Source organism: Brevibacillus centrosporus (assembly GCF_003710815.1).
GTDB classification, from domain to species: Bacteria; Bacillota; Bacilli; order Brevibacillales; family Brevibacillaceae; genus Brevibacillus; species Brevibacillus centrosporus.
The window spans coordinates 57,227-79,933 of the sequence record NZ_RHHP01000051.1; the positions used below are offsets into that span (position 1 = coordinate 57,227).

At 51.0% G+C, this 22,707-nt stretch carries 23 protein-coding genes; 20 read left to right on the forward strand and 3 right to left on the reverse strand.

All coding sequences use genetic code 11. The features are described 5' to 3' along the window. Nucleotides 1-44 precede the first annotated feature (44 nt). From lepA to EDM55_RS28935, 13 genes are all read left to right on the forward strand, one after another. Nucleotides 45-1,862: a translation elongation factor 4 gene (gene lepA / locus EDM55_RS28875; RefSeq protein ID WP_092269050.1), complete on the forward strand. Its 1,818-nt coding sequence runs from the start codon at nt 45-47 to the stop codon at nt 1,860-1,862. A gap of 62 nt (nt 1,863-1,924) precedes the next feature. Next, nucleotides 1,925-3,067 carry a radical SAM family heme chaperone HemW gene (hemW, locus tag EDM55_RS28880; protein WP_092269048.1) on the forward strand — a complete coding sequence of 381 codons (1,143 nt, stop codon included), beginning with the start codon at nt 1,925-1,927 and terminating at the stop codon, nt 3,065-3,067. A 144-nt stretch (nt 3,068-3,211) separates the two neighbouring features. Continuing rightward, nucleotides 3,212-4,240: a heat-inducible transcriptional repressor HrcA gene (hrcA, locus tag EDM55_RS28885; protein WP_092269046.1), complete on the forward strand. Its 1,029-nt coding sequence runs from the start codon at nt 3,212-3,214 to the stop codon at nt 4,238-4,240. After that, nucleotides 4,241-4,834 (forward strand): nucleotide exchange factor GrpE, encoded by a 594-nt coding sequence (grpE, locus tag EDM55_RS28890; protein ID WP_092269044.1) that lies wholly within the window; start codon nt 4,241-4,243, stop codon nt 4,832-4,834. It abuts the gene before it with no gap. Nucleotides 4,835-4,883: 49 nt separating this feature from the next. Further along, nucleotides 4,884-6,716: a molecular chaperone DnaK gene (gene dnaK / locus EDM55_RS28895; protein ID WP_092269042.1), complete on the forward strand. Its 1,833-nt coding sequence runs from the start codon at nt 4,884-4,886 to the stop codon at nt 6,714-6,716. 152 nt (nt 6,717-6,868) lie between these two features. Next, nucleotides 6,869-7,996: a molecular chaperone DnaJ gene (gene dnaJ / locus EDM55_RS28900; RefSeq protein WP_122962021.1), complete on the forward strand. Its 1,128-nt coding sequence runs from the start codon at nt 6,869-6,871 to the stop codon at nt 7,994-7,996. A gap of 63 nt (nt 7,997-8,059) precedes the next feature. Then, nucleotides 8,060-9,001 (forward strand): 50S ribosomal protein L11 methyltransferase, encoded by a 942-nt coding sequence (gene prmA / locus EDM55_RS28905; protein WP_122962022.1) that lies wholly within the window; start codon nt 8,060-8,062, stop codon nt 8,999-9,001. 18 nt (nt 9,002-9,019) lie between these two features. Then, on the forward strand, nt 9,020-9,772 hold the full coding sequence (locus EDM55_RS28910) for a 16S rRNA (uracil(1498)-N(3))-methyltransferase (RefSeq protein WP_122962023.1): 753 nt from the start codon (nt 9,020-9,022) through the stop codon (nt 9,770-9,772). A gap of 29 nt (nt 9,773-9,801) precedes the next feature. Continuing rightward, entirely contained in the window at nt 9,802-11,160 is a 1,359-nt protein-coding gene (gene mtaB, locus EDM55_RS28915; protein ID WP_122962024.1) for a tRNA (N(6)-L-threonylcarbamoyladenosine(37)-C(2))-methylthiotransferase MtaB, read from the forward strand. After that, on the forward strand, nt 11,157-11,585 hold the full coding sequence (locus tag EDM55_RS28920) for an NUDIX hydrolase (RefSeq protein ID WP_092269032.1): 429 nt from the start codon (nt 11,157-11,159) through the stop codon (nt 11,583-11,585). Before mtaB ends, EDM55_RS28920 begins: the two co-directional genes overlap by 4 nt. A gap of 3 nt (nt 11,586-11,588) precedes the next feature. Continuing rightward, nucleotides 11,589-12,254, forward strand: a complete 666-nt coding sequence (deoC, locus tag EDM55_RS28925) for a deoxyribose-phosphate aldolase (RefSeq protein ID WP_122926890.1) — start codon at nt 11,589-11,591, stop codon at nt 12,252-12,254. 108 nt (nt 12,255-12,362) lie between these two features. Further along, nucleotides 12,363-12,758 (forward strand): CidA/LrgA family protein, encoded by a 396-nt coding sequence (locus EDM55_RS28930; protein WP_122962025.1) that lies wholly within the window; start codon nt 12,363-12,365, stop codon nt 12,756-12,758. Beyond that, nucleotides 12,751-13,416, forward strand: a complete 666-nt coding sequence (locus tag EDM55_RS28935; protein WP_092269026.1) for an LrgB family protein — start codon at nt 12,751-12,753, stop codon at nt 13,414-13,416. The genes EDM55_RS28930 and EDM55_RS28935 overlap by 8 nt, the downstream gene beginning before the upstream one ends. A 12-nt stretch (nt 13,417-13,428) precedes the next feature. Here the strand turns inward: EDM55_RS28935 and EDM55_RS28940 are convergent, their stop codons facing one another. Further along, complete coding sequence (locus tag EDM55_RS28940) at nt 13,429-14,379, reverse strand: Na/Pi cotransporter family protein (RefSeq protein WP_092269024.1); 951 nt, start codon at nt 14,377-14,379, stop codon at nt 13,429-13,431. Nucleotides 14,380-14,503: 124 nt separating this feature from the next. Between EDM55_RS28940 and EDM55_RS28945 the strand changes: the two genes are divergently transcribed. After that, on the forward strand, nt 14,504-15,799 hold the full coding sequence (locus EDM55_RS28945; protein ID WP_122962026.1) for a class I SAM-dependent rRNA methyltransferase: 1,296 nt from the start codon (nt 14,504-14,506) through the stop codon (nt 15,797-15,799). A gap of 57 nt (nt 15,800-15,856) precedes the next feature. On the opposite strand, the gene EDM55_RS28950 is transcribed toward EDM55_RS28945, so the two are convergent. Continuing rightward, a complete protein-coding gene (locus EDM55_RS28950; RefSeq protein ID WP_092269020.1) occupies nt 15,857-16,348 on the reverse strand; it encodes a hypothetical protein in 492 nt (163 codons plus the stop codon). 224 nt (nt 16,349-16,572) lie between these two features. On the opposite strand from EDM55_RS28950, the gene EDM55_RS28955 reads away from it, so the two are divergent. Beyond that, nucleotides 16,573-17,703 carry a D-alanine--D-alanine ligase gene (locus EDM55_RS28955; protein WP_092269018.1) on the forward strand — a complete coding sequence of 377 codons (1,131 nt, stop codon included), beginning with the start codon at nt 16,573-16,575 and terminating at the stop codon, nt 17,701-17,703. Between the two features lie 218 nt (nt 17,704-17,921). Then, entirely contained in the window at nt 17,922-18,488 is a 567-nt protein-coding gene (locus tag EDM55_RS28960) for a histidine phosphatase family protein (RefSeq protein WP_092269016.1), read from the forward strand. A 47-nt stretch (nt 18,489-18,535) separates the two neighbouring features. Here EDM55_RS28960 and EDM55_RS28965 read toward each other — a convergent pair whose 3' ends face one another. Then, complete coding sequence (locus tag EDM55_RS28965) at nt 18,536-19,918, reverse strand: UDP-N-acetylmuramoyl-tripeptide--D-alanyl-D-alanine ligase (RefSeq protein ID WP_122962027.1); 1,383 nt, start codon at nt 19,916-19,918, stop codon at nt 18,536-18,538. Between the two features lie 195 nt (nt 19,919-20,113). Here EDM55_RS28965 and EDM55_RS28970 point away from each other — a divergent pair, with 195 nt between their 5' ends. From EDM55_RS28970 to EDM55_RS28985, 4 genes are all read left to right on the forward strand, one after another. Continuing rightward, a complete protein-coding gene (locus EDM55_RS28970; RefSeq protein ID WP_092269012.1) occupies nt 20,114-20,443 on the forward strand; it encodes a histidine triad nucleotide-binding protein in 330 nt (109 codons plus the stop codon). A gap of 107 nt (nt 20,444-20,550) precedes the next feature. Next, the gene (rpsU, locus tag EDM55_RS28975; RefSeq protein WP_007727630.1) at nt 20,551-20,724 is read left to right on the forward strand and encodes a 30S ribosomal protein S21; all 174 of its coding nucleotides are present in this window, start codon (nt 20,551-20,553) and stop codon (nt 20,722-20,724) included. A gap of 17 nt (nt 20,725-20,741) precedes the next feature. Continuing rightward, on the forward strand, nt 20,742-21,188 hold the full coding sequence (locus EDM55_RS28980) for a GatB/YqeY domain-containing protein (RefSeq protein ID WP_092269010.1): 447 nt from the start codon (nt 20,742-20,744) through the stop codon (nt 21,186-21,188). 166 nt (nt 21,189-21,354) lie between these two features. After that, on the forward strand, nt 21,355-22,704 hold the full coding sequence (locus EDM55_RS28985; RefSeq protein WP_122962028.1) for an NfeD family protein: 1,350 nt from the start codon (nt 21,355-21,357) through the stop codon (nt 22,702-22,704). The last annotated feature ends 3 nt before the right edge of the window (nt 22,705-22,707 follow it).

Sequence of the window (22,707 nt, forward strand, 5' to 3'; positions counted from 1 at the left end):
CGTCAGCGAGTGAATGGATTCGCGTGGGAGGGAACGAACAACACATGGATCGCCGTGAAAGACAAAAGAGGATTCGAAATTTTTCCATCATCGCCCACATTGACCATGGAAAGTCTACGCTGGCTGACCGGATCTTGGAATTGACCGGTGCACTGTCAGCGCGTGAGATGGAAGCCCAGTTTCTGGACACAATGGAGCTGGAAAAAGAGCGCGGGATTACAATCAAGCTGAATGCCGTGCGTTTGAACTATAAAGCGGAAGACGGAGAGGAATATATTCTCCACCTGATCGACACCCCTGGACACGTAGACTTTACGTACGAGGTTTCTCGCAGCTTGGCTGCTTGTGAAGGGGCGATTCTGGTCGTCGATGCCGCGCAAGGGATTGAAGCACAGACTCTCGCAAACGTCTATCTGGCGTTGGACAGCAATCTGGAGATCATCCCGGTCATTAACAAGATCGATTTGCCTAGCGCAGAGCCTGAGCGCGTGAAGCAAGAGGTCGAGGACGTCATTGGTCTGGATGCGAGTGATGCCGTTCTGACCTCGGCGAAAGCAGGCATCGGGATCAAGGAAGTGCTCGAAGCCGTGGTGCAAAAAGTGCCGGCTCCAGAGGGAGATCCAGACGCTCCGTTGCAAGCCCTGATTTTTGACTCTTACTTCGATGCTTATCGTGGCGTTATTGCCTCGATCCGTGTGCTTAACGGTACACTGAAAAAAGGTATGAAGATCAAGATGATGGCAACTGGCAAGGCGTTCGAGGTAACCGAGATCGGTACGTCGACACCTCGCCAGACGCAGGTAGAAGAGCTGACCGTTGGGGATGTAGGCTACGTGGCTGCTTCCATTAAAACCGTGGGAGATACGCGCGTGGGGGATACCATCACAGATGCGAGCCGTCCTGCTGCTGAGCCTTTGCCTGGTTACCGCAAGATCAACCCGATGGTATTCTGTGGTCTGTACCCGATTGAGACGAATGAGTACAACGACCTTCGGGAAGCCCTGGAAAAATTGCAGCTGAACGATGCGTCTCTGCAGTTTGAACCAGAGACGTCTCAAGCGCTTGGTTTTGGTTTCCGCTGTGGATTCCTCGGACTTCTGCATATGGAAATCATTCAGGAGCGCATTGAGCGCGAATTTAATATCAATCTGATCACGACCGCACCGAGCGTTATTTATCGCATTACCAAAACGAACGGGGAAGTATTCGAGATTGACAACCCGTCGAAAATGCCGGAAGCGCAAAAGATCGAGACTATTGAGGAGCCGTATGTTCTCTCCACCGTCATGGTGCCGAAGGAATATGTAGGTGACGTGATGCAGCTGTGCCAAGGCAAGCGCGGTGATTTCCTCGACATGCAGTACATGGGGGAAAATCGCGTTCAGCTGAAATACGATATGCCTCTGTCTGAGATCGTATACGACTTTTTCGATCTGCTGAAGTCTAGTACTCGCGGTTACGCTTCGTTCGATTACGAGCTGGCAGGCTACAAACCATCCAAGCTGGTGAAAATGGATATTCTGTTGAACAGTGAAATGGTGGATGCCCTGTCGTTTATCGTGCACAAGGATACGGCGTACGCGCGCGGAAAAGTCATCTGCGAAAAGCTGAAGGAACTGATTCCTCGCCAGCAATTCGAGGTGCCGATTCAGGCGACAATCGGTCAAAAAGTAGTAGCACGCGAAACGATCAGCGCCCTGCGTAAAAACGTATTGGCGAAGTGCTACGGCGGGGATATCTCGCGGAAACGCAAACTCCTCGAGAAACAAAAAGAAGGAAAGAAGCGCATGAAATCGGTCGGTTCCGTCGAGGTGCCACAAGAGGCTTTCATGGCCGTTCTGCGCATGGATGATAAGAAGTAGGCCTGACCTTGGTGTCAGGTCTTTTCCATTCTTGTATTCAGGAAAAAAGGAGGGGAAGGGACATGCTGCCGCAATCGGTTTACATCCACATTCCCTTTTGTACCAATAAATGCTTTTACTGTGATTTTAACTCGTTTGTGACGAACAACCCCCAGCTGGTCTGGGACTATCTCGATGCCTTGAAAAAGGAGATGGAGCTGACCTTCGCCAGCAAACCGCCTGAGCGGGTCAAAACGATCTTCGTTGGCGGAGGGACACCGACTTTCCTCGATCACGCTCAGATGCGTCAGTTTTTGGAGAGTGTTCGCGATAACCTCGGTAAGTATTGGACGGATGATATCGAATTTACGATGGAAGCCAATCCAGGGACGACAGATGTAGAAAAGCTGGCGATTATGCGAGAGCTAGGAGTGAATCGCCTGAGCTTTGGTGTGCAATCGTTTGACAATGCACTGCTCAAGCGGCTCGGCCGGATCCATGACACAGAGGATGTGTATCGCAGTATTGAAAATGCGCGGAAAGTCGGCTTTGATAACGTCACCATTGACTTGATGTTCGGCTTGCCTGATCAGACGATGGACATTTTCAGGGATACGCTGCGCCAGGCGTTTGCGCTTGGAACTACGCATTTTTCGGCCTACAGCTTAAAGGTAGAGGAGAACACCCTCTTCCATACCTTGTATCAAAAGGATCAGCTGCCGCTGCCTTCGGAAGATACGGAGCTTGCCATGTACATGCTTTTGATCGAGGAAATGGAGAAGCACGGCTACGAGCAGTACGAAATCAGCAATTTTGCCAAAAAAGGTTTTGAAAGCAAACACAATAAAACCTATTGGCTCAATGACGAATATTATGGTTTGGGAGCGGGTGCCCACGGCTATGTGAGCGGGGAAAGACATGTAAATGCCGGACCGCTAGCCGTCTACATGCAAATGAGCAAAAGTGGCTTGCCGCGTGTCGAGCAATTCCCGGTTCCGCGCGAGGATGCGATGGAGGAGCAAATGATCCTGGGTCTTCGTTTGCGAGAAGGCGTCGGTCTTGAGCGATTCTCAGAGCGGTTTGGCGTATCTGTTCGGCAAGTCTTTGGGAACATAATAGAAGAAGAGATTGCCAAAGGCATGCTGGAAGAGGAACATGGCCATCTGCGTCTGACAAAAAAAGGACTGCCGCTCGGCAACGAAGTCTTTGCTCGTTTTTTGCGATAAGCCCACGCTTGCTGGCGAATGATGTGATTTTCGCACTGGAACACACGAAGTCCGTTGACAAATCCTTCTACTATTGATACCTTAGTAAGTAGAATTAGCACTCGATCGAGATGAGTGCTAACAACAGGGAGGCGAAAGACATTTATGTTATCTGACCGTCAACAATTGATTCTGAATGCGATCGTCGATAATTACATTCATTCAGCCGAACCTGTTGGCTCCCGCACGATTTCCAAACGGGACGACATCGGATTTTCTTCGGCTACGATCCGCAATGAGATGTCCGATTTGGAGGAGCTGGGGTATCTCGAACAGCCACATACATCGGCAGGGCGCGTGCCTTCTACAAAGGGCTATCGTTTTTACGTCGATAACCTGATTCAGCCCCATCTTTTGGATGAGGGTGAATTGGGTAAACTGAAACAGTTGTTTGCCGAGCGTATTCTACATGCTGAACAAGTAGTAGAGTACACCGCTCAAATCCTCTCCCAGTTGACGAACTATACAGCCGTCGTACTCGGACCCGAGATTTTTGAGCATCGGTTAAAACATATACAAATCGTTCCTCTCAACGACAAGGAGGCTGTGGCCATCGTGGTCACCCATACCGGTCGTGTGGAAAACAAGCTGATTGAATTGCCAGAAGGGATAGGGGCGTCCGAGATCGAGCGTCTCGTCAATCTGCTGAACAGCAAGCTTTCCGATGTCCCGTTATGGCAGCTGCGCCAGCGGTTGTATCAGGAAATTTCAGGAGAGATGCGCCGCCATGCGGAGCAGTATGAAGAAATGTTGAAGCTCCTTGATCTATCCCTGATCCAGCCTGAAGAGGATCGAGTATACTTACGCGGTGCGACCAAGATCATGAACCAGCCAGAATTCCGGGATGTAGACAAGGTCAAGGATATTTTGGAGCTCTTAGAGCGTAATGATCAGCTCCTTCACCTGTTCGGAGTGCCGGCAGATGGACTCACGGTGCGCATCGGCCAGGAAAACCAGCTAGACGCGATTAAGCAATGCAGTATCATTACTACCTCGTATTCTTTGGGCGGCAAGCCTGTAGGGATGGTAGGGATACTTGGCCCGACGCGAATGGAATACGGCAGAGTCATTACGGTCCTGAACTATTTGGCAGAAGGCTTATCGCGCATGCTGACTTCGCAGTTTGAGAAATAAATGGATGGAAAGGCTCCTGCTCTACTAGCCGGAGCTTGGCCGCAGGAGGTATCGAAGTTGAGCGAAGAAAAAATGACGCAAGACCCGATTGCTGAAGAGCAAGCAGAAGCTGCAGATACGCAGGAATCGGCAGAAGTGAACTGGGAACAGGAAGCTGCCCATTGGAAGGCCCAGGCAGAAGAGCATCAAAGCCGGATGCTTCGCGCCATGGCTGACATGGATAACCTCAGAAGACGTGTTCGCAAGGAGCAGGAAGACTTAGCTAAGTACGCTTCCCAGAAAATCGTGGAAGAGCTGCTGCCTATTCTGGATAACTTCGAGCGTGCCTTGGCAGCTGACAAGGAATCCATGACAGTAGAAAGCCTGCTGACGGGCGTCGACATGGTGCATCGTCAAATGGTGCAAGTCTTTGAAAAAGAAGGCTTGGCTGCTATTGCCGCAAAAGGTCAGCCTTTTGATCCACATGTCCATCAGGCTGTCATGCAAACACAGGATCCAGAGTTTGATTCCGGTGTGGTTGTAGAAGAGCTGCAAAAAGGATACATGTTCAAAGATCGCGTCGTTCGTCCGGCGATGGTCAAAGTAAACGAGTAAGATCCATTTCTTATTAAATAGACAGTGAAGCGTTAGGAGGACATATAGTATGAGTCGCGTAATTGGTATTGACCTTGGAACCACCAACTCTTGTGTAGCAGTAATGGAAGGCGGAGAGCCAGTCGTTATCCCAAACCCAGAAGGCAACCGCACCACTCCATCTGTTGTTGCGTTCAAAAATGGCGAGAAAATCGTAGGGGAAGCAGCGAAACGTCAAGCGATTACCAACCCTGACAACACCGTAATTTCCATCAAGCGCCACATGGGTACTGCTCATAAAGAAACCCTCGAAGGCAATGAGTACACCCCTCAACAGATCTCTGCGATGATCCTGCAAAAGCTGAAATCTGACGCAGAAGCGTATCTGGGTGAATCTGTGACGCAGGCAGTTATTACGGTTCCTGCTTACTTCAATGACAGCCAGCGCCAAGCAACAAAAGACGCTGGTAAAATTGCAGGTCTGGAAGTTCTGCGTATCGTAAACGAACCAACGGCTGCAGCGCTTGCATACGGTATGGAAAAGTCCGAAGATCAAACTGTGCTCGTATTTGACTTGGGCGGCGGTACGTTTGACGTATCCATCCTTGAGCTGTCCGAAGGCTTCTTTGAAGTAAAAGCGACCTCCGGTGACAACAAACTGGGTGGGGACGACTTCGACCAAGTCGTAATCGATCACCTGGTGAGCGAATTCAAAAAAGAACATGGCATTGACCTGTCCAAAGACCGCATGGCTCAACAGCGTTTGAAAGATGCTGCTGAGAAAGCGAAAAAAGACCTCTCTGGCGTATTGACTACTACCATCTCGCTGCCATTTATCACAGCAGATGCGACTGGTCCAAAACACTTGGAGATGAACCTGACTCGTGCAAAATTCGAAGAGCTGTCCGCAAGCCTCGTAGAGCGTACGATGGGTCCAACTCGTCAAGCGCTGAACGATGCAGGACTGACTCCAAACGAAATCGACAAAGTAATCCTCGTCGGTGGTTCTACACGGATCCCGGCTGTACAAGAAGCGATCAAAAAATTCACAGGCAAAGAGCCTCACAAAGGTGTAAACCCTGACGAAGTAGTAGCACTGGGTGCTGCTGTTCAAGCGGGCGTACTCACTGGCGATGTGAAAGACGTTGTACTGCTCGACGTAACGCCATTGTCCCTGGGTATCGAAACCTTGGGTGGTGTATTCACTAAGCTGATCGATCGCAATACAACCATCCCAACGAGCAAATCCCAAGTGTTCTCTACTGCAGCTGACAACCAGCCAGGCGTGGAAATCCACGTACTGCAAGGGGAGCGTCAAATGGCTGCAGACAACAAAACACTGGGTCGCTTCAACCTGAACGACATCCCGCCAGCACCACGCGGCGTGCCACAAATCGAAGTATCCTTCGACATCGATGCGAACGGTATCGTAAACGTTCGTGCGAAAGATCTGGGTACCGGTAAAGAACAGCGCATCACGATCACGGCGAGCTCTGGTCTGTCCGATGAAGAAATCGACCGCATGGTAAAAGAAGCGGAACTGAACGCGGAAGCTGACAAACAGCGCAAAGAGCAAGTGGAAGTCCGCAACGAAGCTGACCAGCTCGTGTTTACAACCGAGAAGACCTTGAAAGAGGTTGAAGGTAAAGTAGACCAAGCGGAAATCGACCGTGCAAATGCTGCGAAAGACAAAGTGAAAAAAGCGCTCGAAGGTACCAACATCGACGAGATCAAGGCAGCGAAAGACGAACTGTCCGAGATCGTTCAACAAATCTCTGTGAAGCTGTATGAGCAAGCGGCTCAGGCTGCACAAGCTGCACAAGGCGGAGCAGAAGGTGGCGCAGAACCAAAGAAAGATAACGTGGTTGATGCAGACTACGAAGTGGTAGACGATAAAAAGTAATCACGTTGGAGTCTGGCAGGGGAGGTTCCTCCCCTTGCCTCCCCGCGATGTGACCCATGAAAGTCAAAGTCACGGAATGCTGACTTTGACTTTTTTTCAAGTCTGTCACATGCTATGATAACAGTTGACTGTCATGGGAGTGATTTTAGGAGATGAAACGCGATTACTATGAGGTGCTGGGAGTCGGCAAGGGCGCGGACGCAGATGAAATCAAAAAAGCGTACCGCAAACTGGCGCGCCAGTATCACCCGGATGTAAATAAAGCCGCAGATGCGGAAGAGAAGTTTAAAGAAGTAAAAGAAGCGTATGATGTCTTGTCTGAGCCGCAAAAGCGTGCGCAGTACGACCGTTTTGGACATCAGGATCCAAACCAGGGCTTTGGTGGCGGCGGATTCGATGCTTCCGGAATGGGCGGCTTCGGCGACATCTTTGATATGTTTTTCGGCGGTGGAGGCAGACGGGCAAATCCGAATGCACCTCGCAAAGGCTCTGACCTTCAATTTGGTCTGAGCATCGATTTTTTGGATGCGATCTTTGGGAAAGAAACAGACGTGGAAATTCCCAAGGAAGCAGAGTGTGATACATGCCATGGTTCAGGTGCCAAGCCAGGTACTGGAGTCGAGACGTGTAAAACATGTAGCGGTACGGGGCAGCAGGAAGTGGTCACGAACACACCATTTGGCCGGATTGCCAACCGCCGCACTTGTGCAACTTGCGAAGGAAAAGGGAAAGTCTTCAAAGAAAAATGCTCGACCTGCCGTGGAAGCGGCCGCGTGAAGGTACGCCGCAAAATTCATCTCAACATCCCAGCGGGTGTGGATGACGGTGCGCAGCTGCGCGTGACGGGCGAAGGCGAACCGGGTATGAACGGCGGCCCTCCAGGAGATCTGTACGTTGTCCTGCGCGTGAAGAGCCATGAGTTTTTCGAGCGGGAAGGAAATGATATCTACTGTGAGGTTCCACTCACTTACGCCCAAGCTGCCTTGGGTGACGAGATTGAAGTGCCGACTGTAGATGGCCGTGTGAAGCTGAAGATTCCATCGGGTACACAAACCGAGACATTTTTCCGCCTGCGGGGGAAAGGTGTTCCGCATCTGCGAGGCAACGGTCGTGGAGATCAACATGTCAAAGTGCGCGTGATTACTCCAACCAAGCTGAGCGACAAGCAAAAAGAGCTCTTGCGGGAGCTGGCTGAGCTGTCGGGTGAAAAGCCAGGACAGCATGGCGGCGAAGACGAAGGCTTTTTTGAAAAAATGAAACGGGCATTCCGCGGCGAGTAACTGCCGCGGTTGTCCGCTTTTACACAGCATTATTAGGGAGCATACGTGGGGAGTGGTAGATTCGTGAAATGGTCAGAAATCAGTATCCATACAACAGCAGAAGCTACAGAGGCGGTTTCGAGTATTCTGTACGAGATGGGTGCAAATGGTGTCGTAATTGAAGACCCTGAAGTACTATATCGTGAGTGGGATACGCCGTTTGGTGAAATCTACCAGCTTTCCCCGGATGATTTTCCGGCCGAGGGCGTATTCGTCAAAGCATACTTGCCGGTTGATAGCAGTGAGCTGTTTGATGTTGTAGAAGAATTGAAGGAGCAGCTCGCACAGTTGACCGAGTACGGTTTGGACATCGGTAAGGCGAACATTGCTGTAAACGATGTGCACGAAGACGAGTGGGCCCACGCCTGGAAAAAGTATTACAAGCCTGTGCATGTAACCGATCGGATGACGATCAAGCCTGTATGGGAAGAGTACGAGCCTAGACATGACAAGGAGATTATCATTGAGATGGACCCGGGGATGGCCTTTGGAACAGGCACACACCCGACGACCATTCTGTGTCTGCGTGCGGTAGAGAAGTATGTAGACGAAGGAGACCGTCTCTACGATGTTGGGACAGGCACTGCGATTTTGAGCATCGCTGCAATCAAGCTTGGCGCAGAGCATGTGCTGGCGATGGATCTGGATGAGGTAGCGGTTCGTTCCGCACAAGCCAATACGGAGCTGAACGGGGTTCATGAAAAAATCACTGTCCGTCAGAACAACTTACTAGACGGAGTAGAAGAGCCAGTCGATGTGGTCGTTGCCAATATTTTGGCGGAGGTCATCGTGCGCTTTACGGACGACGTATATCGCGTTCTCAAACCAGAGGGCGTATTCATCGCATCAGGGATTATCCAGGCGCGCGAAGCTGACGTGAAGAAGGCTTTGGCTGATTCCGGACTGGTGGTAGTGGAAACCATTATGATCGACGACTGGGTAGCAATTGTGTCGAAAAAAAGATAGAATAGTGGGGTTGGCGAGATGCAACGATATTTTGCCCTGCCAGATCACTTTCACGAGCATGAGGTAACGATTGTTGGAGACGACGTCCACCATATCGTAAACGTGATGCGGTCAAAAGAAGGCGAAAAAATATTCGTCTCTGACGGAGCGGGCAGATCTGCAGTGGCCAAGCTTGTGTCACTGTCTGCGAAAGAGGTCAGAGCAACCATAGTGGAGTTATTGAATGAACAGCGTGAATTGCCGATTCGCGTAACGATTGGCCAAGGGCTGCCAAAAGGCGAAAAGATGGAGTGGATCCTGCAAAAGGGGACGGAACTGGGAGCGTATTCCTTTTTCCCATTTTCCTCGGAGCGCACCATCGTCAAGCTCGATGCCAAAAAAGAGGCGAAGAAGCTGGAGCGCTGGCGAAAGATTGTAAAGGAAGCGGCGGAGCAGTCTCATCGCGATGTGCTTCCCGAGCTTTTGGCACCCGTATCGTTTCGGGAGGCGCTCAAAGCTGGCGAGCAGTATACTCGTTGTGCGATTGCCTATGAAAAAGAGGGCGGTACGACGATGCATCAGGTGCTGACCGAGATGACTGCAGATGAGTCTTTGCTCGTCTTGATTGGACCTGAAGGGGGCTTTACCTCTGATGAAGTCGCTCAAGCCGAAGCAAAGGGCTTTCTTTCTGTCTCACTCGGCCCACGCATTTTGCGAACGGAAACAGCGAGTCAGTATGTGCTGGCCTGTGCTTCTTATCAGTTTGAACGGACGACTCCATCATCACGCTAAGTTTGACAAGGAAGAAAGGAGGAATCGCAATGTCTACCGTTGCATTTCATACATTGGGCTGCAAAGTGAACAGCTATGAAACTGAGGCTATCTGGCAGCTATTTAAAACAGAGGGCTATGAGCGCGTCGACTTCGAACAGGAGGACGCGGATGTGTATGTCATCAATACATGTACGGTTACCAATACAGGTGATAAAAAGAGTCGTCAGGTCATTCGCCGGGCGATCCGCCGCAATCCGGAAGCAATCGTCGCCGTTACGGGTTGCTATGCACAAACCTCTCCGAGCGAAATTGCGCAAATTCCTGGGGTGGATATCGTCGTAGGGACGCAAGGACGCGAAAAGCTGATCGAGTATGTGAACCAGATCAAAGTGGAGCGCCAGCCGATCAATGCCGTTGGAAACATCATGAAGGCTCGTGAATTCGAGGAGCTGGATGTACCGAACTTCACAGACCGCACGCGCGCATCCTTGAAAATTCAGGAGGGCTGTAACAACTTCTGCACCTTCTGCATTATTCCATGGGCGCGTGGCTTGATGCGCTCCCGCAAACCGGAGAGTGTGGTCGAACAAGCTCAAAAGCTGGTGGATGCAGGGTATCTGGAAATCGTGCTGACGGGTATTCATACCGGCGGTTACGGCGAGGATTTGGAAGATTACAATCTGGCGAAGCTGCTGGTTGACCTGCACCAAGTCGAAGGGCTGAAACGCATTCGGATCAGCTCGATCGAAGCAAGCCAAATCACGGATGAAGTGATCGAAGTCATCAACAATTCAGACCGTGTCGTGCGCCATCTACATGTCCCGCTGCAAGCAGGGGATGATGAGGTGCTGAAGCGCATGCGCCGCAAGTACACGACAGCTGAGTTCTACGAAAGAATGGTAAAAGTGCGCGAAGCTCTGCCAGGTGCAGCGATCACGACAGACGTCATCGTAGGCTTCCCTGGCGAAACGGAAGAGCAGTTCATGAACGGCTACGAGTTCATCAAAAAAATCGGGTTTGCCGAGCTGCACGTGTTCCCGTACTCGATGCGTACAGGTACACCTGCTGCCCGCATGACCGATCAGATTCCGGAAGAAGTGAAGCACGAGCGCGTGACGAAGCTGCTCGAGCTGAATCAACAGCTGACCATGGAATACTCTTCGAAATTCGTTGGCGATGTTCTGGAAGTCATTCCAGAGCGCCCTTACAAAGAAGCTCCAGAGAGCGGGCTTTTGATGGGGTACTCCGACAACTATTTGAACGTCGTTTTCCCAGGTGACGAGAGCATGATCGGCAAAATTTGCAAGGTCCGTCTGGACGAACCAGGCTCTGAATATTGCAAAGGGACACTCGTGCGCGTCTTGGAAAACGAACATCTGCCCCTCTTGAAGGAGCGAGCCATATGAAAGAGATCTCGGCAGGAGGCGTTGTTTACCGCGAGCAAGACGGAGAATACATGCTTCTCTTGATTGAGGATCGCTATGGGAAGGTAACGCTGGCAAAAGGGAAGCAGGAAATCGGGGAGACCATCGAAGAAACCGCATTGCGTGAAGTGCTGGAAGAGACCGGTGTAGCAGGGCGTCTGGGTGGAAAGCTGGATATGATTACGTATGTATACCACCATCCGGTGACGGGAGAAGCCGTCGACAAGGAAGTCCACTACTATTTGGTTGAAGCCTACAATACAGAGATCACGGTGCAGCTGGAAGAGATCAATGACGTTCATTGGCATCCGGCTGCAGAGGCTTGGGCGCTCCAGCAGGCTCGCGGCTATCGAAACAACGACAAAGTGTTCCTACTGGCTTTTGAACAATTAGGGATAGAGGTGTAGCCTATGAATATCAATAAATATATCGACCATACCTTGTTAAAACCGGAAGCCACCGCAGCGATGATTGACAAACTGTGTGCAGAAGCAAAGGAACACGATTTTGCTTCCGTTTGCGTCAATCCTTACTGGGTAAAGCGTTGTGCAGAACTGCTGGCGGGGACAGACGTAAAAGTCTGCACGGTGATCGGTTTCCCTCTGGGTGTAAATACAACAGAGATCAAAGCGGCGGAAACGCGCGATGCGATCGCCAATGGCGCAACTGAGGTAGATATGGTTCTAAATGTAGGCGCGCTGAAATCCGGAGATCTGGATGCAGTGAAGCAAGATATTGCGGCTGTGAAACAAGCAGCGGGTTCCGTTCTGCTCAAGGTTATTCTGGAAACGGGCCAATTGACTGATGCCGAAAAAGAAACCGCGTGCAAGCTATCTGTGGAAGCAGGAGCAGACTACGTCAAAACGTCCACGGGTTTTGGACCAGGTGGGGCTACGGTGGAAGACATCGCCTTGATGCGTAAGACAGTAGGACCTGACATTGGGGTCAAGGCTTCTGGCGGCGTCCGCGACGGAGAAGCGGCACAAGCGATGATCGCAGCAGGAGCGAGCCGGATCGGCACCAGCTCTGGCGTAGCGATCGTGACAGGTGCAAAAACGACAGGAAACGGATACTAGGAGCAGAGTAAAGCCTGGCCAAGGAAAGGCCGGGCTTTTTCTTCATCGTCAAAATGAGAAAAAGAGAAGCACCGATGGGTGAAAATTGGGGGAGAGGGGTTAGCAGGGATGAAGCTCGTTTCTGGAATTTTGATCTTGCTTGCCTTTTACGGAGTAGGGACCTTGGCGAGCAAATGGCTGCACATACCGATGCCAGGCAATCTGATTGGCATGCTGCTGTTGACCCTGTGCTTATGCATGGGCTGGATTCGAATGGACTGGGTTGAACGAGCGAGCGCCTTTTTAGTACGGCACATGATGTTGTTCTTTGTGCCTATTATTGTGGGAGTCGCGTCTTATATGAGCGGAATCGCGAAAGATCCATGGACGATCCTTCTGTCTTTGGTACTAGGACCCGTCATCGTTATGCTGGTTACCGGTCGCGTCGTCCAATGGTATTTGAGCCGACACAAGCACAAAGAAGAGCCATCCGTTCAGCACGAAGGGAGGGCTCTGGATGCTTAGTCAGCTGTCTGCCATTGTGGTGACCCTCATCGGCTACAAAGGAGCGACCACAATCAGTGCTCGCTTTCCGCGCTTACAGCCTCTTATTGTAGCGGTCGTACTCGTCTGGCTTTTGTGGTGGCTTGTGAGCGGCGACTGGGAGGCATTCTCGGCAGGAGGTCAATGGATCTCCTTTTGGCTAGGCCCGGCTACGGTGGCACTCGCTGTTCCTTTAGCCAAACAAATCAGAGAGTTCGCTCATATATGGAAAGGTGTCTTGTTGGGGGTGGCTATAGGCTGTGCAGTTGCGATACTCACCGTGTACGTTATACACTGGTGCCTAGGCTCCGATGATGTCCTTTTGAAAAGCATGCTGAGCAAGTCAGTGACTACGCCGATCGCTTTGGAGCTGGCACGCTCGGTTGGCGGCGTACCTGCTTTGGCTGCCTTCTTCACGGCACTGACCGGGATGATTGGCGTTCTGGTTGCCCGACCTGTCCTCAAATGGGGGGGTATCCGGGATGACTGGGCGATTGGAATCGCAGTAGGAACGAGTGCCCACGCCATAGGAACGGCCAGTCTGAATCGGATCTCTCCCGTTCAAACCGCGGCGTCCAGTGTGGCGATGATTGTAGCGGGAGTCATCACCTCGATCTATTTGATCCCATTCTCCTTTTGAAACGCTGCTGGATCAGGAGCGTTTGATCGGGATTCGCTTGTCCGGAATCAGCCACTGAATAAAGCTGGCGATCTGGCTGGTAAAAGGCAGCGCGACGAGCGAGCAAACCAGATTGAAAATGGTTTGAGAATGGGCGATTTGCATAGAAGGGTTGGACGTTAAAAAGGCGCTGACCAGGGAAAGCTGAGGAAGAATAGGCAGAAAGGCAAGAGCACCGGCGACATTAAACAATGTATGGCACCACGCTACTTGCTTCGAGGCTGTATTGGTTCCGATGCTGGCGATAATAGCGGTAAAGCAGGTTCCGATGTTGGCGCCAAGCACGATCGCGATGGCAGTCTCCATCGACAAGATATTGTGGCTGAGCAGCCCCATCGTGATGACCGTTGTAGCCGAACCGCTGTGGATCAACCCGGTAAAAATGATCCCGGTCAATAGACCTACCCCAATCGAATGGCTGCTCTCCAGAAATAGGGAGCGAAAGGTTTCCGATTGCTCCAGAGGGGCAGCCATGAGCTTCAAGGTATCGATCCCGAGAAAAATCAGCCCAAACCCTGCGACGACAAGCCCTGTGCAGCGAATGTTGCGCCGAGGCATGAGCCAGAGGGCGACTCCGATGAGCAGCATGGGTATGGCGAACGACTCCAGCTTGAGTGCGATCAGCTCTGTGGTAACAGTCGTACCCAGATTGGTGCCGAGGATGATGCCGACGGTTTGGCTAAAGCGGATAATCCCTGCATTGGTCAAGCCGATGGTCAGCACGGTGACAGCACTGGAGCTTTGCAAGACAAAGGTAGATAAAAGCCCCATCCAAAAGCTGTGGATAGGCGTACGTGTAAAGCGTCCCATCCATTGCTCCATTTTTTTGCCTGCAAGATTTTGAAACCCGGTCCTCATGGCATACATACCGAACAGAAAAAAACTGAGCCCAAAAGTGAACGGGGCGAGGATGGACACGATCACAAAGCAAAATCCTCCTTCCCTAGACATACATGCGCAGATCCTTTTGTTCCTTAAGGAGATTTCTGCAAGATATTACTACGCTATGCCTGTACGGAGACGAGCATGACAAGGAGGCCCTAGAACAGTGGCAAAAGTACTTTTAAATCAACATCGAAAAAAACGGCTGGAAACCGGTCACCCATGGATTTATCAATCGGAGGTTTTGGAGATCCAGGGCGATGTCGTGCCAGGAGAAATTGTGGAAGTGACCAATCACAAAGGTCATTTCCTTGCAAAAGGCTACATCAATCCAGCGTCTCAAATGATCGTTCGCATCTTGAGCTTTGATCCAAATGAAGCGATCGACTACGATTTTTTCCTGCGTAAAATTAGACAAGCGGCAGAGTTTCGCACGCGCTTTGTGGACAACCCACATGCCTGCAGGGTGATCTATGGTGAAGCCGACTTTTTGCCGGGCTTGATTGTCGATCGTTATAACGATGTTCTGGTCGTGCAAGTACTGTCTCTTGGGATGGAGCAGCGAATCGAATGGATCCGTGATGCGCTGGTAGAAGTCTTTGCTCCGGAAGGTATTTATTTGCGCAATGACGTTCCTGTGCGCAAGCTGGAAGGTCTGGAGCAAGGAAAAGGGGTTCTGTACGGAGAATGCCCGCGTGAAGTACTGATCGAAGAAAATGGGCTCAAGTACTACGTAGATATCGTCGAAGGCCAGAAGACAGGATTTTTCTATGATCAGCGTGAAAACCGCGCATCGATCGCGCCGTTGATGAAGGGGTGGGGGGAGTCGCATGGCATCTCCTTGCAGTCGGTTGAGGTGGATGGAGAGCTGAAGACCGTGCCTGTAGACAAGCGGGGGAAAGCCATCAAAAACCCGTTCTGGGACGGAGCCGAGGTGCTGGAATGCTTCACTCACACAGGCTCGTTTACGCTGAATGCATGCAAGCATGGAGCGAAAAAAGTAACCGCACTCGATATCTCCGAGCATGCGATCGAAACAGCGAAACGAAACATCACCTTGAACGGCTTTTTGCATCGCGTTGATTTTGTGGTAGCCAATGCGTTTGATTACCTGCGTGAAAATGTGGAAGCGGGACGCAGCTGGGATGTCGTCATCCTTGACCCGCCAGCCTTTGCCAAATCTCGTGGTGCCGTAAAAGGGGCCATCCGCGGATACAAGGACATCAACCTGAACGGCTTGAAGCTTGTCCGTCCGGGAGGCTTTCTGGTGACTGCTTCTTGCTCGTATCATATGTCGCCGGAGCTGTTCCTTGATACGATTCAGGAAGCCGCGATCGATGCGAAGAAAATTCTGCGCCTGATCGAGTGGCGTGGAGCAGGGAAAGACCATCCGCAAATTAGCGGAGCCGATGAGGCGCACTACTTGAAGTTTGCCATCTTTGAAGTGCGCGATCGAAAATAGAGCTAGAAAAATAACCCCCGTGATCGCGATCGGGGGTTTTGCCATGTCCTCCAGTATTCACGCGAACTGCTTGTCGCTGCGAACTTTGCGCAGTACCTCCAGAGATTGCTTGAGACCTAATTCCTTGCCTAGCATGACTTGTCCTTCTGCAGGTGTAGATGCTCGAGTTTGCGTCATCATTTGCAGCTCGTGGGTGAGCAAATGCTCGACGAGATAAAGCTGTACCTGACCAATTTCCCGCTCGCTTTTCCGATTCCGCTCACTGAACCTCATTCGGTCCTGGCTCTCTTCGACGTACTTGTCGATGTCATCCTCTAGAAAATGGGAGGCCGTACAGATGATGTTTCGATAGTCTTCCGTTTTGGAAGGAATCGAGCGGATGGTATGACCGAGGTGAGAGAGCAGGAATTTGTTCAGCACGACACTGTTTCGCGTGTAATCGTTGTGCAGGAGGGAATATTCCCCTAAAAACGAGCCACTGTCTTTGTCAAAGCTGTGCAACAGCGTATAAGAAGAGCAGTACGTACAGTAGACGAGATAGTCTCTCATGGACATCCCTCCAACATAATAGCTCCATGTCAGGAAGTTTATTTGCTATGATATGACGGATGAAGTCCATGGGTGAATCCCTTGAAATCGGAGTACAGTTTGTGTATGCTGATTGATGGGCTCGGCCCAGTGATAAAGAACAGATGCTGGGCTTTCGCATAGCATAGGAGAGAAAGATACTGGGTAGGCTCTCTGCCGCAGCAGAGGGGAAAGGAGTAAGGAAGATGGGAAGCGAGAAAATTCGTCTGGGAATTATTTACGGTGGAAAATCCTCGGAGCATGAGGTTTCTCTGCGGACGGCGATGTCTATTATGCAGGCAGTCGATGCTCATAAATACGAAGTGACCCCGATTTACGTTCAGCTCGACGGTTCATGGGTAAAAGGAGAGGTCATTGCCGGACAATTGCCTGAGGGAATTGATGCTCTTCGATTGACACCAGGACGTCCAGACGAAATCAACAACCAAGAAATTTCGGGACAGCAATTGGTCCCTTCCTCTAAGCCTGCTTCTCTGTTTTCGATCGGCCAACAGATTGATGTTATTTTTCCGGTCGTACATGGACCCAATGGTGAAGACGGCACCATGCAGGGGATGCTCGAATTAGCGAACCTGCCGTATGTAGGAGCTGGTGTCATGGCATCCGCTGTAGGTATGGACAAATGGATGATGAAAACCGTATTTGGCCAAGTGGGTCTGCCACAGGTGAAATATATTGGACTGCTGCGTTCCCAATGGGAAAAAGATCAGGAAGCCGCAATGGACCGCATCGAGGAAGAGCTCGGGTTTCCTTGTTTTGTAAAGCCTGCGAATATGGGCTCAAGCGTAGGTGTCAATAAAGCGAAGAACAGGGATGAACTCGCGGCCGCTCTCGATGTTGCAGCCAAGTTCGACCGCCGATTGATTGTCGAAGAATTTGTGAATGCGCGCGAATTGGAAATCGGTGTGCTCGGAAATGAAGAGCTGATCACGTCCGTAGTCGGTGAAATTATCGCTGCAAAAGAATTCTACGATTACGAAGCGAAATACAAAGGAGCGGGGACAGAGCTGTCGATTCCAGCGAATGTACCCGAGCATGTTTCCGAGCAAATTGCTGAGATCGCCAAAAAAGCTTTCCATGCGCTTGATGGCTCCGGCTTATCTCGGGTAGATTTCTTTTGGGACGAGAAAAACGACAAGCTGTATATTAACGAAGTCAACACGATGCCAGGATTCACGCCGTTCAGTATGTATCCGATGCTGTTCCAAGCTGCAGGGATCAGCTACAGCGAGCTGATTGACAGGCTCGTACAACTGGGGATTGAGCGCCATGCAGATAAGCAGCGCAACATCGTGGATGCAGAAGAACTGGAATAGCTGCGCAGGAACGAATATGCGAGCGTGGGAAACGAGGGGTGCCGGCGAAGGCATCCCTTTTTTGCTGTTACCTGCAACAAAGCGCGTGCAGAAACGTTTCTTTTTACGTAGCAGATTGGTCTTAGGTGCACTTTACTGATTTTGCGGCCGACAAGCTGGACGAGCTGGAGCGAATTGTTGAAAAGACTGGGCCCTAGAAACGGAGGAGGAGGAACACTATGCTTACTCACATTTATATGGTTCGACATGCGGAATCTCCATTTACCTTAAACGCGGAAGAGACGAGGGAGCTATCGAGGAAAGGCTGGAAGGACGCAGAGCGTATCGCAGAGATCCTGCAAAGAGAGGGCGTGGACGCGTTTGTTTCCAGCTCGTACAAGAGAGCCATTCAAACGATCGAGATTGCGGCAAAACGATTGGGAAAATCCATTGTCATCGACTCCCGGTTCCGTGAACGTGACCTTGCACGGCACGATCATTTTTTCGAAGACATGGAGCAAGCGGTAGAACGAGCTTTCTCGGATCCTGCTTTTTCCTACCCAGGCGGTGAGTCCAACGCAGTCGCAGGCGTGCGAGGGGTGAAGGCTCTTGAGGAGCTGCTCGCAGCATATCGGGGGAAAAAGGTGGCGGTAGGGACGCATGGAAACATCATGACTATCATCATGAATCGCTTTGACTCCGCATACGACTTCCAATTCTGGAGGAAGACTACGAAGCCGGATTTGTATCGATTGACATTCGCCGAAAATGACTTGAGAGAAGTCGTACGATTGTGGGAGGAATAAAAAATGACGCCACTGCCCGTGAGTGCTTCACAGGAGTGGCGTCTTACTTATGACAGGTTCTCCAGATCGGAAATGACAGTCCAGAGCTCCATGCCGCGAGAAGCTTTCAGCAAGAATGCATGCTGCTCGTTGCGCAAAGAGAGCAGGGCGGCTACAGCTTCCGCCTTCGTGGCGAAATGGAGCTTTTGTCCCTCGTACGTCTCGCTGATGTGGCGAGAGTGTTCCCCGACCGTTACGAGCAAGGAGAAGCGGTCGCGCAGGGCATTTGCATAGGCTCCGACTTGTATATGCATCGCATCACTTTCAGCACCTAATTCGTACATATCTCCGAGTACCAGTACTTTTTTACGATTGGGGAACAGCTCGGCAAAGGTACCGATCGCTGCCTCCATGGATGCCGGACTGGCATTGTAGGCGTCGCTGATATAGAGAGCACCATGAGCGGAAGTCACCTGTTCAAAACGCATGGCAGACAGCTTGACAGTCGAGAGAGCGTCCGTAATCTGCTCGACAGACATTCCCAGGCGCATGGCAATGGCAATAGCTGGGAGGGCATTCAGCACGCTGTGCGTTCCGTACAATGGCAGAGCGGCTACAAAGCGTTCTCCAGTAGGAAAGCACACGGTAAACTGCATGCCGTCATCGGTTGACAGAATATCCTCTGCCCAAATATCCGCAGGGCCTTCGACGGAATAATAGGCGATTTTCCCCGGATATAGATGAGCGATCATGCGCAAGTATTCGGAGTCGCCGTTTAAAAGGACGAGCCCGTCTGGCGAAGTATGGGGCAGCAGCTCCGCTTTGGCGAGAGCAATTTTTTCACGGGAGCCGAAAAACTCCATATGGGAATCCCCTATGTACGTAATCACGCTGATTTCCGGCTTGGTCAGGGAGGCGATCAGATCGATTTCCCCTGCATGATTCATACCCAGCTCCAGGACAGCCGCCTGATGACTCGCTTCAATTTGCAAAAGCGAATAGGGCACACCCAGATGATTGTTCAAATTTTTGTAGGTTTTATAGACCGAGTAGTGGCTTCCCAGCACATGGGCAATGATGTCCTTTACGGTCGTCTTCCCGATGCTGCCCGTTACTGCGATGTGCGGGATCGTCAGTTCTTTGCGATAGGCGGCGGCCAGCTTTTGAAAGGCACGCAGCGTATCGTTGACCAGAATCAGCCCAAATCCTTGAGGCAAACCCTGTGGAACTTTGCTTTCGTCTGAAATAACCGCTGCAACGGCACCTTGCTCCGCCGCTTGGAGGAGAAAATCATGGCCGTCCCTGGCACCGCCGGTCAAGGCTACAAATAGGGATCCGTCTATCAATTGGCGGGTGTCGAAGTGAACTGCTTGCAATAGCAATCCGGGATCGCCTGCTCGTACCATCCCTTCTGCTTTGATGGCCGCATGTTCCAATGCGATTGGTTTCATGTCCAAGAGCTCCTTTATGATGAAATAAGTCCAAACCTCGAAGTCATGCTAACACGCTGGCAAAGCAGCCGCAAGGGGAACGTGCTGTCGAAAAGATTGCTTTTCCTCTGGATTGTCCGCTATCATGATATTATCTTAGCGTACATAATCGAACGAAAGTTTTCCCGCATCTACGGAAACGAAAGGTGATTTGAGATGGAAAAAAGTATTTTTACGAGAATTATGGAAAAAGAAATCCCGGCTCGTGTAGAATATGAGGACGAACAGGTCATCGTGATTCATGATATTGCTCCGAAAGCCCCGGTGCATCTGTTGATCATTCCACGCAAGCCCATTGCTACGCTCATGGACGTCCAGGAAGAGGATTTGCCACTGATCGGCCATATTCATGTCGTCGCTCAGAAGCTGGCAAACAAGCTTGGACTCAAAGGATTTCGGTTGATCAACAACTGCGGTAAAGAAGGTGGACAGGAAGTTTTCCACATTCACTATCATTTTCTTGCCGGATTTCAGGAAGAAAAATGAACTAAAGGTTGACCTTCTTTAGTTAATTATCCTATAATGAAGTGTGACAGTCTGTTCGTACGTTCGATTCAGGCGTCCCACGGTTTTAGCGGAGGGAGGGAAGACAAATGGCAGAAATTCGAGTCAAGAAAAACGAGTCTTTGGATAGCGCACTTCGCCGCTTCAAGCGTGAGAGCGCAAAATCCGGGGTGATGGCGGAACTCCGTAAACGTCGCCACTTTGAGAAGCCAAGCATCAAGCGCAAGAAGAAATCCGAAGCAGCTCGCAAGCGCAAGTTTTAATTGACGGAGGGCCCATCATGAGTGTAATGGAGCGACTCGATCAAGATATGAAGCAAGCAATGAAGGACAGAGCTGCTCTAAAACTCTCTGTTATTCGCATGGTGAAAGCCGCGTTAAAGAACGAAGAGATTAACAAAGGCAGACTTTTGTCTGACGACGAAGTGCTGACCATCTTGACTCGTGAGTTAAAACAACGCCGTGAATCCCTCCACGAATTTGAAAAGGCAGGCCGGGATGACCTTGCCTCGAAAGCGCGCGAAGAGATTGACGTGCTCGCCGCTTACTTACCCGCTCAGCTAAGCGAACAAGAAGTTCGTGATATCGTTCGGGAAGCGATTGCAGCCACGAATGCCTCCTCGAAAAAAGAGATGGGCAAAGTAATGGGTGCGATCATGCCGAAAGTGAAAGGCAGAGCAGACGGAAACCTCGTGCAGAAGATTGTATCTGAGGAACTACCAACGTAGACGAGTAACACCTCATATAGATACGAATAGAAAAAACCCAGCCGTTTGCGGTTGGGTTTTTTCTTTTTGGGGATCGGGACGCATAAAAATGAAACGTTTCCTGCCCCCTTTCGTATACCATAGTAGCCATTCGTGGAAGCTGATAGGTAGAGAGGGGGGAGAAGAGATGAATACAGCAGCCGCACGACCATCCATTCGCCGCATTCGGTTCTGGTTATCACTGCTCAGCTTGCTTACTGGACTCATGATGTTCGCTTCCATGCAAACAGCAAAGGCTGCCTCTTACCAGAAAGCTTTCTGGATTCCGGTGGACAACACGATTGAACGCGGACTGGAAAGCTTTCTGAAGCGAGCGTTTCTTGAGGCAGAGCAGCAGCAGGCTGATCTAGTCATCCTGGATATCAATACACCGGGTGGTGAAGTCAGAGCAGCAGGAGAGATCGGGCAGCTCATCCGTGAGGCACCGATGCATGTGGTCGCTTATATAGACAATCAGGCGTTTTCAGCGGGGACCTACATTGCCTTGAACGCGAATGAAATCGTGATGACGCCAGGCAGCAGTATGGGAGCCGCTACGCCGATCGATTTGGCGGGGAATGCAGCAGATATTAAAGTCATCTCCGCATGGTCCGAGCAAATGCAGGGTGCTGCCAAGCTAAATAAGCGCAATCCGGAAGTGGCTCGGGCGATGGTGGAGATTGACACCGAGTTCCCTGGATTAAAGCCAAAGGGGACGGTGCTCTCGCTGGACGCCCAGACGGCTCAGAACGTAGGGTATGCGGACCGGGTCGTCGCCAACAAGGAAGAGCTGTTTCGTCAATTAGGTGTGAACGCTTCCGCTGTACAAAGCATCGATCCGACAGCAGGCGAACGTGTTGCCAGATGGGTGACCAGCCCAGTCGTCATGAGCCTGCTCTTGGTCATTGGGCTTGTCGGGATCGTTGTAGAGCTTTTTGCGCCCGGATTTGGTGTTGCCGGAACGATATCGTTGGTGTCTTTTGGATTGTATTTCTTTGGTCATTTCGTTGCTGGATTTGCCAACTGGCTCCATATTGGACTGTTCGTCATCGGGATCCTGCTTATGATTATGGAAATTTTTCTACCAGGTGGTATCGTCGGAGCTCTCGGATTCATCAGTATCGTCACTGGCTTGGTGATGGCAGCCTATGATACGCAGCAGGGACTCGCATCGCTTGGCATCGCCGCGGTAATCACGGTGATCGTCACGCTCCTGCTCGTGAAACGATTTGGGGTGAAGGGATTGTTCAACAAATTCATTCTGGGAGATGTACAGCGAAACGAAGAAGGCTACGTTGCACCAAAAGATCAGCGTGAATTGCTCAACAAGGAAGGGATTGCGCTCACGCCATTACGTCCTGCAGGGATGGTAAAGGTAGAAGGTAAACGAGTCGACGCTGTAACGGTTGGCGGATATGTGGCGGCAGGTACGCCTGTCATTGTTGTCCAGGTCGAGGGCACACGCGTCGTGGTGCAAGAACTAGAACTAAAGGAGTGATCG

Coding starts and splice junctions, on each gene's coding strand:
- lepA (WP_092269050.1), top strand. CDS start 45: ATGGATCGCCGTGAAAGACAAAAGAGGATTCGAAATTTTTCCATCATC.
- hemW (WP_092269048.1), top strand. CDS start 1,925: ATGCTGCCGCAATCGGTTTACATCCACATTCCCTTTTGTACCAATAAA.
- hrcA (WP_092269046.1), top strand. CDS start 3,212: ATGTTATCTGACCGTCAACAATTGATTCTGAATGCGATCGTCGATAAT.
- grpE (WP_092269044.1), top strand. CDS start 4,241: ATGGATGGAAAGGCTCCTGCTCTACTAGCCGGAGCTTGGCCGCAGGAG.
- dnaK (WP_092269042.1), top strand. CDS start 4,884: ATGAGTCGCGTAATTGGTATTGACCTTGGAACCACCAACTCTTGTGTA.
- dnaJ (WP_122962021.1), top strand. CDS start 6,869: ATGAAACGCGATTACTATGAGGTGCTGGGAGTCGGCAAGGGCGCGGAC.
- EDM55_RS28910 (WP_122962023.1), top strand. CDS start 9,020: ATGCAACGATATTTTGCCCTGCCAGATCACTTTCACGAGCATGAGGTA.
- mtaB (WP_122962024.1), top strand. CDS start 9,802: ATGTCTACCGTTGCATTTCATACATTGGGCTGCAAAGTGAACAGCTAT.
- EDM55_RS28920 (WP_092269032.1), top strand. CDS start 11,157: ATGAAAGAGATCTCGGCAGGAGGCGTTGTTTACCGCGAGCAAGACGGA.
- deoC (WP_122926890.1), top strand. CDS start 11,589: ATGAATATCAATAAATATATCGACCATACCTTGTTAAAACCGGAAGCC.
- EDM55_RS28930 (WP_122962025.1), top strand. CDS start 12,363: ATGAAGCTCGTTTCTGGAATTTTGATCTTGCTTGCCTTTTACGGAGTA.
- EDM55_RS28935 (WP_092269026.1), top strand. CDS start 12,751: ATGCTTAGTCAGCTGTCTGCCATTGTGGTGACCCTCATCGGCTACAAA.
- EDM55_RS28950 (WP_092269020.1), bottom strand. CDS start 16,348: ATGAGAGACTATCTCGTCTACTGTACGTACTGCTCTTCTTATACGCTG.
- EDM55_RS28955 (WP_092269018.1), top strand. CDS start 16,573: ATGGGAAGCGAGAAAATTCGTCTGGGAATTATTTACGGTGGAAAATCC.
- EDM55_RS28960 (WP_092269016.1), top strand. CDS start 17,922: ATGCTTACTCACATTTATATGGTTCGACATGCGGAATCTCCATTTACC.
- EDM55_RS28965 (WP_122962027.1), bottom strand. CDS start 19,918: ATGAAACCAATCGCATTGGAACATGCGGCCATCAAAGCAGAAGGGATG.
- EDM55_RS28970 (WP_092269012.1), top strand. CDS start 20,114: ATGGAAAAAAGTATTTTTACGAGAATTATGGAAAAAGAAATCCCGGCT.
- rpsU (WP_007727630.1), top strand. CDS start 20,551: ATGGCAGAAATTCGAGTCAAGAAAAACGAGTCTTTGGATAGCGCACTT.
- EDM55_RS28980 (WP_092269010.1), top strand. CDS start 20,742: ATGAGTGTAATGGAGCGACTCGATCAAGATATGAAGCAAGCAATGAAG.
- EDM55_RS28985 (WP_122962028.1), top strand. CDS start 21,355: ATGAATACAGCAGCCGCACGACCATCCATTCGCCGCATTCGGTTCTGG.